Genomic DNA, 17,454 nt, shown 5'->3' with positions numbered 1-17,454 from the left:
CGATTAAATGATTAACTCATTAACTAACCTATTTTGGTCAATCCCTAATTTATTAAATTGCTCTACAATAAGTGCATAACCTTGAACAGCTGCAATAACAATAGGAAGGTCAGACTCCTTGAGAACCGAAGGGCATTTTACTTCTTTGTCAAAATAAACGCTGCCTATTTTATTCGGTGTAGCATCAACAAAATAAGCAATTTCCGCTTGCTCAAAAAAGTGGCTTTTGGAAACGAGGTATTTCGCTTGTTGCCCTGCTCCCCAAACGATTACTCGAGGATACTTTTTAGCCGTAGCTATGAATTCGAACCCAGTTAGATTATGCAGCCTATTGACATAATCAGGACTATTTAATGCAAAAATATCTCCTAGTCGATGCCATAACAACTCGTCAAAGTATATTGCAGAACAGCCTAACTGTTTTAGCAATCCAAACATTAAAACCATAGAAGTAGCTGATTCAATACTCACATGCTCTTTTTTAAAATCACCGCTTATTTGAAAAACACAGTTCTGTAAAGAATAGCTTTTCATTAAAGTTACGAAAGAGCGAACTTCATTTTCAGAGTCATTATTTTCAGTGAAAATATATTTAATGGTTATTTTTTTGTTGTTAACTTCTGAATAGTCTTTGAGATTGCTACATACTCTGTGTAAATAATCCCGTCCTCTAATATTTTCAAAGGTCTCTGTCGTACCAGCATCAATGCTTGTTATTAGTTGGCCACGATTTTCTATCAGTAATATATCTATTGCTGGGCTATGTTTTACCGAGTTACTCAGAACTCGTTGCTGCACGTTAGGAATTTTTTCAGCTAACATTCCAGTGATTTTCTCAAAGCCTTTACCCAAAACCGGCTCCCCCCCCCCCCACACAACTAATGCGCAGTTTTGTAATGCCTCATCTTCTATAAATTTCTCGATACTGCCTTCAATATCGTATTTTTGCTTTTCACCACCGTAATATTCATCACTGCAATAGGTACATTTTAAATTACATACTGAATGATACTCTAATGATAAATAATGGATATCTAGCTTATTGAGAGTATCCCACTTTTTAAATTCAAGAAAAGAACACCCTTCACATGGATTACTTATTCCAGCATTAATTTTTTGATGTAACTCCCGTTTAGCTTCCAATATCTCCCTACTACCGAGAGACTTCTCGGAGCCATCAGTAACATCAAACAATTTCACGTCTCCGCGCATTTCACCGTCTACGAAAAAACGTTTGCAACAAGTACGAACTTCATTGGAGCGCATAAATACAGAATGCTGTAAATCCGTACAACTCCAACTTTTACCATCTAGCTGACTAATCTGCGTGCAAATTGTTTCTACTTTTTCTGTTTCACTCAAACTTTTCTCATCCATCTTATCAAAAAATAAACGACATAAATTTCCATATAATGTTTTACAATTTTTGAGAGTTTCTACAAATTCTTTACTTTTACGTTTTTCTTGACTAAATAGCCAAAGGGCTGAAAAAAGCGGATGTATATTTGTTGCGCTACTCCTTTGACGAGCTATTTCTCGTATTCTAGTCGCGATAACACCAATAGTGCCGTAGTGGTATGCAGCTAGATACCGATCTTTAACCGCACTCGTTAATTTAGCATTTTTAAGAATATTGAGTATTGTATTCCAGGCACGTAAGTAACCTTCAACATGTGCTTCAGATATAGTATTGATAATTGAAGTTCGATGGTTTCTTTTTAAATAAATAATGTGATCAAAATAGCGTATATCACTGGCGTTGAAATAAACATTAAAAATAAAATCTACATCTTCATGAAGACCAGAGTCAAATTTCATATTTGACTCAACTAACAATGATCTTTTCATCGCTGTAAAAATCACTGATCCGTCCATACGATGGGATAAATAAGCTTCAATTAATTTATGCTGATGTGAAAAATAAACGTTATCTCGTCGCCCTATACGTTGACTACTTTTCAAGTTTTTTTCAGACTTTTGACTCTCTGCCCAATCAAATCCGACAACGTCTAATGATGGTGATTTTTGATTATTAATAAACTGCTGGAGAGTTCGAATGCCATTATCTTTTAGTTCATCGTCACTATCCAAAAATATAACCCATTGGTTAGTAGCAACTTTTAAACCTTCGTTTCTAGCTATTCCAGGGCCAGTATTAGTCGATAATTCAACTAGTTTTAAATTAGGAATAATATCGTAATAACGCTGAACAATAGAACAGGTGTTATCCGCAGAGAAATCATCGACTAGAATCACTTCGATATCTGAAGAAGAAAGGTTTTGGCTAACAATACTATCTAAACAATCGCTAATAAATTTACTAGCATTATAAGTCGGAATGATAATCGAAAATGACGTGCTCATATGCACCTCAAAACTTGATTGAACAGACTTACTGCTAACGTTAAGTTCATTAAGACTCAACCCGTTCCCAGGTTTTATTCTTTGCTGATCGAACCATAGCCTCTAAAAATGTTAACCCTTCAATAGCTGTATCAACGCCAAAAACCCATGGTGAAGTGCTTTTAGCGGTTTGCTTAAACTCTTTTAAGCTTTCAGCCAAATCAAAATAATGGTTAGCAAATGCCTCAATAAATCCTGCTGGGTGACCTGCTTTAAATCGGTTGTAACGTAATTCACTAGCAACATTTAGCTCTACTGATGTACGTTCAATAATCTGTTTATGGCTATAATTATCAGTAAATGTAATGCTCTCAGGCTGCAACTGAAACCATTCGGCAGCCCCTAAAGTACCGTACACCCGCACACGTAAACCATTACTGTGACCTATCGCACATTTACTGAACCAAACTTGTACATCCAAATTGTTGGTATATTTTGCTAAACACATCGTGTTGTCGATTATATCCGGCACCAAACCATAGCTATTATTCATTGCAACAAGTTCAACAGGCTTTTGAGCAGATAGAAATGAAACCATTTGATGTAAATGGACACCGAGATCTAAATAAGCTGTGGGAATTTTTTGATCAATTGTACGCCACTTTTGAGGACGAGGTTTATTACCATCTTTATCCAACCTCATAAACCCTTCTTGAGGCATTTCAATTTGAATTTGATTTAATGTGCCTAGCTTTCCTGTGGAAATTAAGTTTCTCAACTCTCTAACCATTGGGTACCCAGTGTAATTATAAGTAATAGCTAAAAAGCCCTCACTATCTTCCACTACACTTCTAAGTCGTTTAGCTTCTTGTGACGAAGTTACTAGTGCTTTTTCACAAATGACAGCATAACCCGACAAAATGGCCTTTTCGACGATATCGGCATGCAGCGGAGTTGGAGTTAAAACAACAATGGCATCAAGTTTACCCTTCTCACTAAGCAACATTTGTTGCCAATCATTATAAACACGATCAAGTGGAACGCCCCAACTGTCAGCAGTTGATAAATTCACTTCTGGGTGAGTGCTAAAACATCCCGCCTGTAACTTCCACATCCCATCCATTTGTGATGCGATTTGATGGGTTGTTCCTACCGCAGAGTTTTCTCCTCCGCCAATAAAACCAATCCGTAACTTTTCTAAACTCATACTTTATATCCGGTGATTTCTAGCGCTATTCAGATATAAACAATAATATCTTTTCAACTACACTAAACTTTTAACAATGCGCTAGTAAACGATTATTTTGAGATTCAAAATAATCAAAAACATGATGAGTTATTACATCAATCTCTTCATTTTTCAATCCAAAAAACATAGGTAACCTCAACAATCGTTGTGATTCATTTGTTGTTCTTTGCATTTTGGAATGACATATACCGGCGTTCCTCCCCATCGGGGAACTATGCAATGGAACATAATGAAAAACACTCACGACACCTTTAGAGTACAGATATTTAATAAGACTATCGCGGCAGCTTACATCTTTCACTCGAATATGAAAAATATGCCCGTTATGCTCGCAATCAACAGGTATTGTCGGAAGTTGAATGTGACCTGATAACTCTATTACAGATAAAAGTGCGAAATATTTATTCCAAGATGCCAATCGTTCATCTTTGATTTGTTGAAAGTCCAACAGTTGTGAATACAAATACGCTGCACTTAACTCTCCTAACAAATAGCTACTTCCCACATCTACCCAAGTATATTTATCTACTTTTCCTTCAGAAAATTGACGCCTATTGGTTCCCTTTTCTCTTAATATTTCAGCTCGGTCAACCAAATCAGGATCATTGATAACTAGCATTCCACCTTCACCACCTGCCGTAATATTCTTGGTTTCGTGAAAACTGAAAGTTGCAATATGCCCATGCACACCAACGGGCTTCCCTTCGTAGTTACTGCCGATACACTGAGCAGCGTCTTCAACTACTTTTATATTATATTTTTTAGCAACGTCCATCAGTCTATGCATATCACAGCTAACACCAGCATAATGCACCGGAACGATAGCTTTTGTTTTTGACGTTATAAGACTTTCTAATAACTCAACGTCAATATTTAATGTTTGAGGGTCTATTTCAGCAAACACTACTTTTGCACCACGTAAAACAAACGCATTAGCGGAACTAACAAAGGTGTACGAAGGCACTATGACTTCATCACCATTTTGAATATTGAGCAGTATTGCGGCCATTTCTAGGGCATGTGTACAGGAAGTCACCAACATAGCTCTTTTACAGCCTAATTTTTCTTCAAACCATTTTTCACAGAGTTGGGTATATTTGTTATTCCCGGACATTGCAGAGCTATTCATAGCATCGAATACGAAAGCATCTTCATGTCCTGTTCTTGCTGGTTTATTAAACGGAATCATTGATTACCACCTAATGTATACGTTAAATTACCGCGCCTTGGTTTATTTATCGACCTTATTGTAAGAACCTTTAAAATGACTATATATCCATTTAAATTCGCGGAACACTTGTTCTTCTCGTCTAAAAAGTTAAGCCTCTTTCCTGATTACTAATCGAATCTGCTTTTCCTTTTGTAGTAAAAAAACAGATTTATAAAAACTGACCTTCGCCATAAAATCTGAAAGGAATTTAGGCAGCCGTGAGCTTTTAGACCATTTGTTTTTGTAACGCTCAAAGTATAGTTCCTCTAAATCAACTATTTTAACATTGGGAAAATTACTTAAAGATTCTTTTAAGGTATAGCTTGTTGTCCAGTTTAGTGTATCTAACCCTTTGGTTGGCTTATTCAAAATTTTCAAATATATTTTAGCGAATTTTTTATTCATTCTGGGTAGGAATGGAAGTCCATAATGAGGCTCATAAAAGCTATTATAATCAGGGGCTTGTATCTTTAATTTCCCTCCAACTTTTAACACCCTGATTAGTTCATTTAACGTTTGTTCAACGTCTTGTACATGCTCTAAAGTTTGATAGGTAGTGATAAAATCAAAATAGTTATCTTCAAACGGGATTTTTTCACCAATTCCCTCAATAACTCTGTCACTATAATATTCCGGATAATTGAGCTCTTTGATTTTCATATCCATATAGGATAATTTCCACTTTTCAGGTTCAATACCATAAACGTCATAACCTTGATTCAACCCATAAAACAGAAATGTCCCTACTCCACAGGCCATATCCAAAATTTTTCCTTTATGATCGTCAAAACTTTCAACTTCTTTCCATCGTCCGTTTAAATTTTTAGAATCATCGTGCCAGATTCTAGCAAGCTCTCTGGTCACTTCAATATTGTCATAACCAAAATATTCGATACTGTCTTCAACAAGCTTGTTTAGCAAAAAGGTTTTACTATCCATTGACACTTCCCTGCAATTTCGGGGCGGCTTCAAAAAAACAAGTTATCCTAGGTGTTCGATTTAAATCTTTGGCAACCATTAAAATTTGTTCGGTAATTTGCTCCACTTGAGAAAAGCTTGCTACGACTATAGTACAGGGATCCTCCATTACCGAAAAAGCTTCATTTAAGGTAAATTCATTTGATTTCTTTGTTGCACTTTTTTCAAATTTTTTATCGATAAAACCTTTGATACAATGTGTGCTTGGAATGTACTTTTCAAGCATTAACCAAGTTTCACCAACTCCATAAATATATAAATCTAGCACCCCGACTTTCTCTATATTTTTCACCAGTGAAATAATTCTAGCGTCTATTCCGAGTTCGCTATTATATTTCGCAATATCAACATCAACTTTTGGAAATAACTTTACGAAACTGTTGACATCAATCATTTTTGAGTGCTCTGAAGCACGATAAAGCAGGCTCCAATAATCTGAAGGGAAGTTCTGTTTAATGACTTTAAGAGTATTCTCATTGAGCAGCTTCGATTGGTAAAGAGTTCGATACAAGTGACATAAGAGTCTGTTACTTTCATTTCCAGTAGTAAACTTATAAATATTATTTAATCTAACCGTAATGGTACGCAATACGCTTTTTAAAAATGCTTTCTCATAATCCTTAGCAGCTCCATTTTCGGTCAAAAAATTTTTTCTCCAGCCCATGACATTGATACTTTCAGTAATTCTCAAAACATTAATACTTTGGCTTTTTGACCCCTCGGTACGAAACCAATTATAAAAGGCGTCTGCAATGAAAGTGACCGACTTTGAAAAGTAAAGCAGCTTCAGTAAGGTAGCATTATCTTCATTATTTCGAGTCCTTTCCGAAAACATACACTTAGGATTAAGAAATAAATCACGATGATAAATCTTTGCCCAAACTGCGGAGGGTTTATCCAAAGAAACAATATCCGAAAAGTAGTCCTTGGCGTTATAATTAGTTTCAAAAGAGTGTTTTTTAATCGTCTGATTTAATTTTATTTCTTGGTGGCCACAAACTACAATATCGTTTTCAAATGTGGCTTTATTGAAAAGAGAATTAAGCATTTCTTTATGAGCGGTATCATCACTATCCATGAAAGTAATATATTCCCCTTTAGCCGAACGTATTCCTGCGTTTCTTGCTGTACCTGTACCTTTATTACTTTGGGTTATAAGTTTCACACGTTTATCAGCTTTTACTAACCCTCTTAAAATGTCTGCACTTTTGTCCGTAGAACCGTCATCTACAAATATGATTTCAATATCTGTTAAAGTTTGTTCTCGAAGCGATTCGAAACATCTATTTAGATATAGTTCAGAGTTGAAAACTGGAACAATAACCGAAACTTTGAAGGACATCTATTGAGCAGTCTTTTTCGCGGTTGTCACTAAATGGACGTCACCCTTTATTTCACAATGTACTTCTGAAAACCCTATTTTTTCCATTAAAAATTTCATCTTTCGCACATTGTAACCAGATTTATGGACATCCCAGTAACTGTTATTATAATTGGCCTCAAGAGGATCGCACTCTGCTTGCCATCCCCAAAAACCAGCTGAGCTGTATAACGCATCAGAACGCTCTTTAGTAAAAGTATCCTCATTCCATTCGGCTTGAAGCCATTGTTGGCAATGAAAGTCCATATTCGGCACTATAATTCTAACCGTTGCATTCAATGCTAGTGCTTTATACCAATCTTCAAGGGTTAACATTGCTTCTGCGTTAGTTAAATGCTCAAGCATGTGCCGAGAGTAAATATGAGATACACCGCTAAAGTGTCTTGAGACCTCCCAGGCTTTGCATACACAATCAACGTGGGGTAACTCCCTCAAATCACAATGAATAAACCCTTCACGAGCATCAGGCCCACAACCTACATATAAATTTATTGGGTTTTCTTGATTTAATTTTTTCATTTAAGGTTTAACCGCCTTGGCTAAAGTAAAACACCCATCGGATCCGGCTACCACCCTTCCAGAGACAGGATCGTGTTGTGCGTAGAGTTTGACATCTCTAAATCCAGATGTGAGCAGTAAGTCAACCAACTCTTTATTGGTATAGTGCTTTAAATGAAATTCAAATTTCACCGGGTCAAAGGGCATGACATCTTGATTTGGCGTGGAGCAGATAAGTTGACCACCGGGTTTAAGTACCTCAAAAAACACATCTAACAACTGTTGATCAAAATCAACATGCTCAATGGTTTCAAACGACACCACAGCATCTTGGGAATTAGCTGCAATATCCAGTAACTTGGCATCTTGGCAACAAAAAGTCGTATTTTCATTGCTAAAATGCTGTTTAGCATGCGCTATTGCGGCTTGTTCAATGTCTACGCCTGTTACTTTAGCGCCCGTGTGTTTAGCCAACATTAAGGTACCGTAGCCTATACCACAGGCCAAATCTAAAATTTGAGCATTACTGGGTAGCGTGACTAATTGCTTGCAAGCAAACTCGTACCTATTTAAATGGTCTGGGCGAATTTGGTCGTAGTGAGTTGATATTTGTCTCTCACCCCGGAACATGGTTTTAATGGCACTGGCGTTGATTTGTGCCCCTTCAACATGTATCTGTATTTCACAAAACCCTGCACGCTCTAGTAATAGCTTTAGTCTAGCTTGGTTGTAGCCAGATTTATAAATATCTTGTAGCTCAGGTTGATAGTTATCATTTCTTGGATTGCAGTTGTGTTGCCCCCCCCATAAACCTGCAAACGCTTTACGCGCGTTGGAGTCGGCATTGAGTAAATTTTGATTATCCCAAGTAGCGCTTTGCCACAACTGTATAAAATAATCGATATTTGGCACACTGAGGTGTATTTCACCCTTTATTGTTAGGCTGTCGAACCAAGTCAGCATCGCCAAATCGGCTTCCATACTGGTTAAATAGGGCAAGATATTACTGACAGTTAAGTGCTCGATGCTATTGTTTTCACTGAACCTATCCCAGACATTTGCCAGTGATAGTTGGCTACTTGCTTGCTTCAGCCAATATTGCTGGTCTTTGCACACTAGCTGGCATTTATTCACTCTACTTTCTCCTGCTGTTGCACGTCGTCATTTTGCTCACTGACCGAACCTTGCTTTTTATTATTTTTGCTCAAAAGTGAAGGCGAGATAAAACTGAAGGCCTGTAATTTACCTAAATCAAAATAAGTATCAGTAACTGAGAATTGGCGGTAGCACATAGCCGCCAACAGCCGATCAACTTGGCTAATATGTTTTTTAAGTAAACAGTCACCCTCAACGACCACTTTTTTACCCAACAAGGCCGCCTCATACAAAACCGAAGAGTTGATGCCATGGACTATGTCTGCATGAGCACAAAGTTGTATTGTATCTTTGCTACTTACTTTTCCTCGATAATAACGATAGGTATGACTTAGTCGATCTTTAGGGTGTGGTTTAAATACTAAGTTTTGCTGCGGATATTGCGCTTCGATAAAATCAATAAACGGCTGCATGCCATTAGTGAACTTTGAATGATTAAGCACATTTGAGTCACTAGGCACTTGTAATGGGATAAAAATATAACGCCGTTGGGTATTCACACCATCTTGCGAGGCCGATAAAAACTGCTGGCGTAATTGCTTTAGGTTTTGCAACATTTGCTCGTTCACCCAGCTAAGATCATCAAAGTACAATTGACTATTGTTATTAACCCCGAGGCGGTCAAAATAAAAGTATTGATGCTGTGGAAAAAAGCCACATTCAGCGAAGGTTATTGCTATTTTTAACGCTTTTAATTTTTCAATAATGGGTAAAAACGCTGAAGTAGAGCCATTCCAAACAACAACACTTTTAGCAGATTGAAGATAACTATCGCTCAAGTTTTGCAGCGGATGGTGAATGTTAACGTGAGTGCCGGAATCTTCTAACGCACTAAAGAAATGCTGCAAATAAGCTGGGCGGTTAATGCTGGCGTACAAATCGATATATAAAAGTGTGTTATTGCTAGTTCGTAGGTCGGCTTGTGACGCATGCTCAGGGGCGCATAACATCATATCCCAAAACTCAGCATCTACCTCTGTTTTAGCAGCTAACCTGTGAATCATTTCAATTTGAAAGTGCCCAGTACCCAGCACAACTATCGGCAGCTCGATACGACTTTGTGGATCTTCGATGTGTTGCTCTATGTGCGGGTAATCAGTTTGAATACAGCTTACCCACCAGATAGTTGGGAGGCTGATGTTTAATTTGGAAAGTTGTGCCAGTAAATCTTTTGCGTAAGCACCATCACCAACCAGACAATAATTCTGCATATCCAGCTCGGAAATTTTTCGTATAACACGCTTTTGGTTTGCAGCAATTGCTTCACTAGCCAACATTTTAGACTATTCCCGGCTCAGTGAATCGATTAAAAGTATGTAGCGCATTACCTACAGCATCATCCATATTGTAATACTTGTAATCAGCTAACCTACCAGCGGTGATCACGTTCTCAAACGCTTGCACTTTTTGTTTGTATTGCTCGAATCGCTCTTGGTTAGCTTGATTAAAAATTGGATAATACGGTACGTTTTTAGTTGCATCAAACCTGTCATAATCTTGTGGGTATTCTTTGACTATGGTGGTGTGAGCGGTGGTTTGGTTCAGAATATGTTTGAACTCGGTGATTCGAGTATAGGCATGTTCGTTAGGGTAATTTACCGTAGTAGCGGCTTGATATTGTGCTTGGGGCAAGGTCTCAAAATCAAACTGTAAGGAGCGATAGGGTAATTCTCCTTCCTCATAGTTAAACAGTTGATCTAACATGCCAGTAAAGACTAATTTGCCGTTAAATTTTTTGCCTTGGAACTTCAAGCCATTTTCATGTATATCCAAAGTGACTAACTTGGTAGCATCGGTATTCAAGCGCACTGTAATATTAGAATGGTCCAAAATATTAGTAATTAATTGGGTATACCCTTCGCTAGGTATAGCTTGGTACTTGTCGTGAAAGTAACGATCATCTCGAGATATGACTACAGGCACTCTAGCGGTAACGGCAGGTGAAATCTCTTCTGGGGAACAGCCCCATTGTTTACTGGTATAATTGACAAAAAACTTTTGATAGACAAACTCGCCCAATTGCTGAAGTAACACATGTGAGCTTTTACGTAATTCTAAAATAGGTACCTTGCCGCCTGCTCCGTACTGCTCTACTAACAGGGCTTCAATTCGTTGTGCCTGATCTTTTGGGTATAACGCATCTAAGGTATTTAAATTAAATGGGATGGGTACTAAGTTCTCGTCTATCGAGCCTAAAACTTTGTGTTCGTATGGAGTCCATTTAGTAAACTGACTCAGGTATTGCCACACCTCTTCGTTATTGGTGTGGAATAAATGTGGCCCATACTGATGCACTGTGACTCCATGCTCAGTTTTATAATCGTAGCAATTACCGGCAATGTGCGACCTTTGCTCTAAAACCAAGACGTTTTTATCTTGAATGTTTGCAAAACGCTCGGCCAATACAGCGCCCGAAAAGCCTGCACCAACTACTATTACATCATATTCAGCCATTTACGCGGCTTCACTTATGAGTTGCTTCAAGTGCGTCTGGTCATGTCTATTTTCATAAACGGCCCGATGCTTAGCATTAAAAAATTCGTGCTGACTTGAAGCCAATTCGATGTATTTTAAAAATAATGGATGCTCCTCTCTATTTAAAAAATAGAGAGCTGCAGCAAATCTGTGATGGGCAATACCGGCGTTTATAATGGATTGTTCTACACCAAACTGCGCTGCCTGTTGACAGGCCAGCTCAATATCCCTTAAGGATTGCTCGCGCCTATCAAAAGATCGGCTAGTTTGCTGTCCAAAACTGTTTTCATGAATGCGATAACGGCCCAAAACTTCAGGAATAAAATCGACATTTGCGCTTAAATAACCCGCATTTAAAATATAAAAAGCATAATCAAAAATAATTTTACAATCGGAGGCAACCGTATCGATAAGGTTAGTATGATTTCTAAACATCACACTACTGGCTTGCATGTAAGTGCCGTATTTAATCATATGTTCAATTGTGGAACGCGCTGGGATATACGACCAATTATAAAAGTTTTTCGAATATAACTTAATAGTTTCATCTGTGGCCGAATCAAACATATCGGATTCGTGATAGACCATATGGCATTCGTCGTGTCTATCTAAATAATCTACTTGACGCTGTAACTTTGAAGGCAACGCAATATCGTCCCCATCAAGATAGGCAATATATTCACCTGTAGCCGCTGCAAGCAAGGTGCCCATGTTAGCCGCTAAGCCTTGGTTTTCGGTCTTGTATATAGCGTTTAACTTGTTTGGAAACAAAGTCTCAAGGGTTGCTATAACCGCTTGAGTTTTATCTGTTGATGCGTCATCACAAACAATGACCTCAAAGTCAAAATCAGTTTCTTGTTCAAGTACTGAAAGTAAACATTCAGCAATAAAATTTTGTAAATTATATGCAGGAACAAGAACTGAAAGTTTCATAACAGGTTATACCTTAAACAACGATGTACTGAATTAGCTATTAATATTTATACTTATCTTATCGGCCTTTTTAGGCGAAACTTAATTAAGCAGTACTACCTGCATCCACCGTCATCACAGCTCCGGTGATTGCACTGGCTTTTTCGCTTAGTAAAAAACTGACCATGGCGGCCGCATCGTCTACGCTGGCTAGTTTACCTAATGCGCTTCTGCGCTGAATAGATGCCAGTTTTTCACCTTGTAAATCACCGGTCATGTCAGTTTGCATATAACCAGGTGCCACGCAATTCACGGTAATGCCCGCTTTACCCACTTCTCTGGCGAGCGATTTACTAAAACCTTCTAACGCGGCTTTACTCGCAGCATAAACACTCAAACCATTGAAGCCTGTTTTGGCGATGATTGAGGATATATTAATAACTCGCCCTTTTCTATTCAGTAACATCGAGCGTAGCAAGTACTTACTCAACAACATGGGAGACTGCACATTCAAACGCATTAAGTTATCAATTTCACCGTTTGGCATAGTGGCCAGAACGCCATCATGCCCAACAGCAGCATTATTTACCAAACCGTAAGGCCGACCAAACTCCTTCACTATGCTTTTACACAGTACAGGTATCGCACCCAAATCCGCTAAGTCGGCTTTGATAAAGTGGCAAAGCTCAGGAAATGAGGCCTTTAAGTCTTGCAGCTCGGTGCTATACGTTCGAGCTAGTGCAACCACTGACATTCCAGAATCGAGAAGATCTCGGCAAATGGCTAAGCCTAATCCTCTGCTTGCCCCGGTTACCACAACGTACTCAGACATGATCATCGCTCCTGTTTAGCTTGCCTGTTGGGCTCATTACTAAACTGTCAATTTTGCGTAATTTTACAGGAATTTCAAAGCGTTGTAGAAGTAATTTGCACTGCTCACGAACGGTTCGGCTAAGATTCGACCAGTCGTGATTGGGAGCGATGACAATATCGGCCACAACAAGGTTGCCTAATACGCTATTGGGTTGCCCATAGACTTTTGCTTGAAGCACTCCTTCAACCAACAATATGACGGACTCCACTTTTTCTGGCGGCACTTTATTCCCCCCCACATTGATAACGCCGGACGCGCGTCCAAGAAAAATCACTCGGCCCCCTTCTAAGCGCACTAAATCTTGGGTATCCAAATAGCCATTATCATCGGTAAGCGTGGTAAGTTGCGCATCTAGCTCATGCTTGGGTTTTATACGTAAATGTTGTTTCTCATCGATTGCTAATTGCGCATTGCTCACCCCTTGCTGTAACCAACTAACAGGAAATCCAGCTAATTTATCTTTCACTACAAACCCGACTCCTGCTTCTGTAGAGGCGTATATATGGGCAATGCTGGCCGTTGGATGTAACTTAGCTAAGTTGTCTAATAGGGATTGATCAGCAATTTCGCCACCAAGTGTAATGCGCTGCATGGGTATATTGTGCAAGTGGTTACTCATCAGCATTTGCCGCCACATACTCGGCGTAGCTGAAATAGCATTCACATTAGTGTTGACCCAGCGCTGCATTTTTAACAGCAGATCATCGCTATCGTCATCTACAAGTGTCGCGCCACTAATAAGCACTTGTAGCAAAACTTGCAAACCAGCATATCTGTACGCTTGATAGAGGTTTGCCCAACATAAATCCCTAAGTCTAGGCGATGTCTTACAGTTCAGGGTAAGTGAAGCCAGTGTATGGGCAAACCACTTAGGTTTGCCTGACGTACCTGAGGTAGCTAAACACCATTGCGTCACTACATTTGGATATTGGCTATCAGTTGTCACTCGCCCTCTTAGCCGCTCCTGTTCTTGGTCTTCACCAACAAAGCTTTCAACGACAGAGACAGAACTTGGGTGTTTCGTTAAAGAAGCATCAGCTATATCGATAGTGATACGCGTGATATTTGCATCAAGGTCTTTTGCCAACACATCTGAGCATAAATAGAGACGACTGCAATAACCATCAAAAGCCAGCATACCTACAATGAAAGAGGCAGCGTTGGTGTAAACCAATGCTGCTGGTTGTTTGCTAAGGTGTGAATAGGTTTGGCGATATGCGTTCGCGTAAACCATCAATTGGTGAACAGTATAGGTTTCAACTGCGCCAACAATATTGGCGTTCGCACCATGCTCGTTAATCAGTCCAACAAGATTATTCATTACTGACCCTGTTGCTCTAACCCTCTCGCATATACGGCAACAAACTCAGCAAATGTAGCGGGATATACCGTTATCGCTAACTCTGTGAAAGGATCAATACCTAGTTCTTCTTCTAACTGAGCAACCAACATCGCATACCCCAAAGAATCAAGCCCTGATTGAAGCAATAAGGTATCAGATTTAATTGGTTCGATTAGCTGACAGTCGCTTAGCTCAGCAACATCATGCATCGCGCGTTGAACGGTTTGTTCTATATTCACACTGTTTCCTTGCTTAAAAATGTCACTTGCTGACACCCTCTTTGAATGGGTTTGGGTAATTTGGCTAGCACTCTTTCTCTGTGCACTTGCCACTGTTGCATTGCATAATAAAAAAAATGAATTTCGTATTCTAATGCACCTGATTGTTCTGGGCGCTGACGCGTGCCACCCGCTTCAATTTTTACTCGTTCATAATCAAATAGCTTATGCAGTTTTAAAGCCGACGTGTTGAATGACAGTACTTGAGCTGCGAGTGCCTCGCAACCCACTTTTTTCAATGCATATTCAAGTGCAGCCCATTCGAGAATAAGCCCACTACCGGGCGCGCAATTCACTTCCCCTAAGTAGCATCCCCACTGCATTATGGTCTGTTTTGTATCACTGAAGTTTAATACACCAACCGGGCGTGAATGCTGGCGGTAAATCCAACATTCTCGGTTAGCATCTTGCAATAATGCCTCAAACCAATGCGTGTGTTCATCCCAGGTGATAAGTTTGTCATAGTGCATATTTTCTCGCACGCGATCACTATTTCTCCATTGCCAAACAGTTAATAAATGGGATGCATCAATAGGAATAAAATCGTGTTCTGCGGCCGAGCTATTCATCAATACTTGCCTCTAGGGAGTGATTGGGTGTTTCCGGATATAGTGCAGTGTAAATATGCACAAATCCGTTTTGCTGGCGAATAGCTTTTGCTTTGCTATGCATGTAATGGAGTTGCTCTGGTTGGTGCCACAACGCCAATGTTTTTTGCACTATTTGTTTAAGCTGTTGGTTTTGGTTCATCCCAAAAGCATCATCTTTCGTGTATTCAAGCAATGTGCTGACAGAGCACCACCCCTGCGTACTTGCTTGCTCACTCGCAAACAACTGATTCTCAGCCAAAACCACCAATATTGAAGGTGCAGCACAATGCAGTAATTCAAACTGACTCCCACCTGCTGCGGAAACAACCAAACGCCCCTTTTGGTAAACATCGGCCATACTATGGCAGTCATGAAAATGCTCAACCGAGAGCCTGCTAACGTTTAAAAACCTTTCTAGCTCATCTAATTGCTGATAGCCACTCCCAGTTATCACGGTGATCGGGAGCCGAATAGCCGAATCCTCAAAGTGCTGCAGCAAAGGCAATGTGAGTTCACTGGGGTCACTGCCACCAAACGTGATGATCAACCTCGTTCGCGTTTCAAACGGCATCTCTTCAACTTGATAAAACTCTCGTCGCAACACGCGATACTTAGCCCCAGTGCAACGAAGCGCATTAGACGAAAGTCTATCGTAGGCCAAGGTATCCGCTCCATTTGCCCAATTAATGACCATAGCTATTTTGCTATCTTGACGCTTTGCCTCAATAAGCTGACCATCATCAAACATAGCAAGTTTACATGTCTTCAAATCCAAAGATCTTCGATAATCAAAATCGAATTGATAACCGTCTAGAATAAGCCAATTTGCTTGCTCATCGCTACATAGTTGCGTTAATTCCTGCTGTTCGTTTGCCGCGGTGCGACTTGAAAGTAAGTATATTTCCCCCACCCAATCATCACGTTTTTGGCAATGATCTAAACAGGCCTGACTAAGCGCAAATATTACTCGAACTTGGCATTTAGCCAGCCCTTGCGCCAGCGCGAGACAGCGCATAAGGTGGCCTAAGCCAATACCAACGTTCGCTTCAACTCGAATAACAACGCATCGCACAGGATTAGAATTATTCGACATGAGACCAATTTAACGCTGTTCCTTTGGGGATATCCTGCTTCGCGTGCTTCCCTTGGACCGAGTCCCAGTATTTAGGGGCCAAACCGAAAGCAGGCCTGACCACTCTCAAATTATCAGCAGTGAATAGCTCGCCAGATTTGATATTTTCACAGGCATAAATTGAGCGCCTATATTGCTTTGACGCTTGCTCAACCTCACTCCCTCCGTACTTGACCTCACCTAGCGCTTGCCATGCCCGTTCGGTTTCATCCACCAGCATTTTGAACTCGGCAGGCTCTAAGGAAAAGGCTGCATCAACTCCACCTGCTTGCCTATCCAGCACGAAGTGTTTTTCAATAACATTCGCACCTAACGCTACCGATGCGACCGATACTCCAACTCCAGCGGTGTGATCAGACAATCCCACTTGACAGTCAAATGCGTCACGAAGATGAGGAATCGTCAGTAAATTTGTATTCGAGGCTTGCGCCGGATAAGTGCTCGTGCACTTAAGTAAAATAATGTCCTGACAACCTGCTGATTTAGCCGCATTTACCGCTAACTCAATTTCGCTTAAGGATGCCATCCCTGTAGACATAATCAGGGGTTTACCCATAGATGCGGCTTTGATTATCAATGGAATATCGGTTAACTCAAAGGACGCGATTTTGTAGCAGGGCACATTTAATTCGGCGAGAAAATCAACAGCCGAGGCATCAAAAGGCGAGCTAAATGCCAGCATGCCTTGCGCCTTTGCCCGTTCGAACAACACATTGTGCCATTCATATGGTGTAGCCGCTTTAGCATATAACCCATGTAATGAAGCGCCATGCCATAAATTGTTCTTTTCTTGAATAACGAAGTCAGCTGAATTGACATCTAAAGTCATGCTATCAGCGGTAAATGTCTGAAGTTTAATGGCATGAGCACCTGCCGCGGCCGCCGCATCCACCATGGCAAGTGCCAAATCAATCTGCTGATTATGATTACCGCTAAGCTCTGCAATAATAAAGGGAGGATGCTCAGCCCCTACAGCTGTATTACCAATGAATATAGTGTGGTGTTTATCTATCGACATAAATTCGTTCTTAGCTTGT

At 39.9% G+C, this 17,454-nt stretch carries 16 protein-coding genes; all 16 read right to left on the bottom strand.

What is annotated here, in order from left to right; translation table 11 throughout:
* Positions 1–3: 3 nt before the first annotated feature.
* Positions 4–2,364, bottom strand: a complete 2,361-nt coding sequence (locus FX988_RS19075; protein ID WP_160181686.1) for a glycosyltransferase — start codon at positions 2,362–2,364, stop codon at positions 4–6.
* Between the two features lie 49 nt (positions 2,365–2,413).
* Complete coding sequence (locus FX988_RS19070) at positions 2,414–3,550, bottom strand: Gfo/Idh/MocA family protein (RefSeq protein WP_160181685.1); 1,137 nt, start codon at positions 3,548–3,550, stop codon at positions 2,414–2,416.
* A 70-nt stretch (positions 3,551–3,620) separates the two neighbouring features.
* Positions 3,621–4,781: a dTDP-4-amino-4,6-dideoxygalactose transaminase gene (rffA, locus tag FX988_RS19065; RefSeq protein ID WP_160181684.1), complete on the bottom strand. Its 1,161-nt coding sequence runs from the start codon at positions 4,779–4,781 to the stop codon at positions 3,621–3,623.
* Positions 4,782–4,910: 129 nt separating this feature from the next.
* Positions 4,911–5,741: a class I SAM-dependent methyltransferase gene (locus tag FX988_RS19060; protein WP_160181683.1), complete on the bottom strand. Its 831-nt coding sequence runs from the start codon at positions 5,739–5,741 to the stop codon at positions 4,911–4,913.
* Positions 5,734–7,122 carry a glycosyltransferase family 2 protein gene (locus tag FX988_RS19055; protein ID WP_160181682.1) on the bottom strand — a complete coding sequence of 463 codons (1,389 nt, stop codon included), beginning with the start codon at positions 7,120–7,122 and terminating at the stop codon, positions 5,734–5,736. The genes FX988_RS19060 and FX988_RS19055 overlap by 8 nt, the downstream gene beginning before the upstream one ends.
* A complete protein-coding gene (locus FX988_RS19050) occupies positions 7,123–7,680 on the bottom strand; it encodes a class I SAM-dependent methyltransferase (protein ID WP_160181681.1) in 558 nt (185 codons plus the stop codon).
* Entirely contained in the window at positions 7,681–8,793 is a 1,113-nt protein-coding gene (locus tag FX988_RS19045) for a class I SAM-dependent methyltransferase (RefSeq protein WP_160181680.1), read from the bottom strand.
* A complete protein-coding gene (locus tag FX988_RS19040) occupies positions 8,790–10,091 on the bottom strand; it encodes a capsule biosynthesis protein (RefSeq protein ID WP_160181679.1) in 1,302 nt (433 codons plus the stop codon). The genes FX988_RS19045 and FX988_RS19040 overlap by 4 nt, the downstream gene beginning before the upstream one ends.
* Position 10,092: 1 nt before the next feature.
* Positions 10,093–11,268, bottom strand: coding sequence for a UDP-galactopyranose mutase (glf, locus tag FX988_RS19035; protein ID WP_160181678.1), 1,176 nt, complete (start codon positions 11,266–11,268; stop codon positions 10,093–10,095).
* Positions 11,269–12,222, bottom strand: coding sequence for a glycosyltransferase family 2 protein (locus tag FX988_RS19030; RefSeq protein WP_160181677.1), 954 nt, complete (start codon positions 12,220–12,222; stop codon positions 11,269–11,271).
* A gap of 85 nt (positions 12,223–12,307) precedes the next feature.
* The gene (locus FX988_RS19025; protein ID WP_160181676.1) at positions 12,308–13,033 is read right to left on the bottom strand and encodes an SDR family NAD(P)-dependent oxidoreductase; all 726 of its coding nucleotides are present in this window, start codon (positions 13,031–13,033) and stop codon (positions 12,308–12,310) included.
* Positions 13,026–14,396 carry an AMP-binding protein gene (locus FX988_RS19020; protein WP_160181675.1) on the bottom strand — a complete coding sequence of 457 codons (1,371 nt, stop codon included), beginning with the start codon at positions 14,394–14,396 and terminating at the stop codon, positions 13,026–13,028. Before FX988_RS19020 ends, FX988_RS19025 begins: the two co-directional genes overlap by 8 nt.
* Positions 14,396–14,656 carry a phosphopantetheine-binding protein gene (locus tag FX988_RS19015; protein WP_160181674.1) on the bottom strand — a complete coding sequence of 87 codons (261 nt, stop codon included), beginning with the start codon at positions 14,654–14,656 and terminating at the stop codon, positions 14,396–14,398. The genes FX988_RS19020 and FX988_RS19015 overlap by 1 nt, the downstream gene beginning before the upstream one ends.
* The gene (gene pseH / locus FX988_RS19010; RefSeq protein ID WP_160181673.1) at positions 14,653–15,264 is read right to left on the bottom strand and encodes a UDP-4-amino-4,6-dideoxy-N-acetyl-beta-L-altrosamine N-acetyltransferase; all 612 of its coding nucleotides are present in this window, start codon (positions 15,262–15,264) and stop codon (positions 14,653–14,655) included. Before pseH ends, FX988_RS19015 begins: the two co-directional genes overlap by 4 nt.
* Positions 15,257–16,378, bottom strand: a complete 1,122-nt coding sequence (pseG, locus tag FX988_RS19005; protein ID WP_160181672.1) for a UDP-2,4-diacetamido-2,4,6-trideoxy-beta-L-altropyranose hydrolase — start codon at positions 16,376–16,378, stop codon at positions 15,257–15,259. The genes pseH and pseG overlap by 8 nt, the downstream gene beginning before the upstream one ends.
* A complete protein-coding gene (gene pseI, locus FX988_RS19000) occupies positions 16,368–17,435 on the bottom strand; it encodes a pseudaminic acid synthase (RefSeq protein ID WP_160181671.1) in 1,068 nt (355 codons plus the stop codon). The genes pseG and pseI overlap by 11 nt, the downstream gene beginning before the upstream one ends.
* Positions 17,436–17,454 lie beyond the last annotated feature (19 nt).

Source organism: Paraglaciecola mesophila, assembly GCF_009906955.1.
Classification (GTDB): Bacteria; Pseudomonadota; Gammaproteobacteria; order Enterobacterales; family Alteromonadaceae; genus Paraglaciecola; species Paraglaciecola mesophila_A.
Note: the sequence above shows the minus strand (reverse complement) of the source record. Positions and strands in the feature narration are given on the sequence as shown.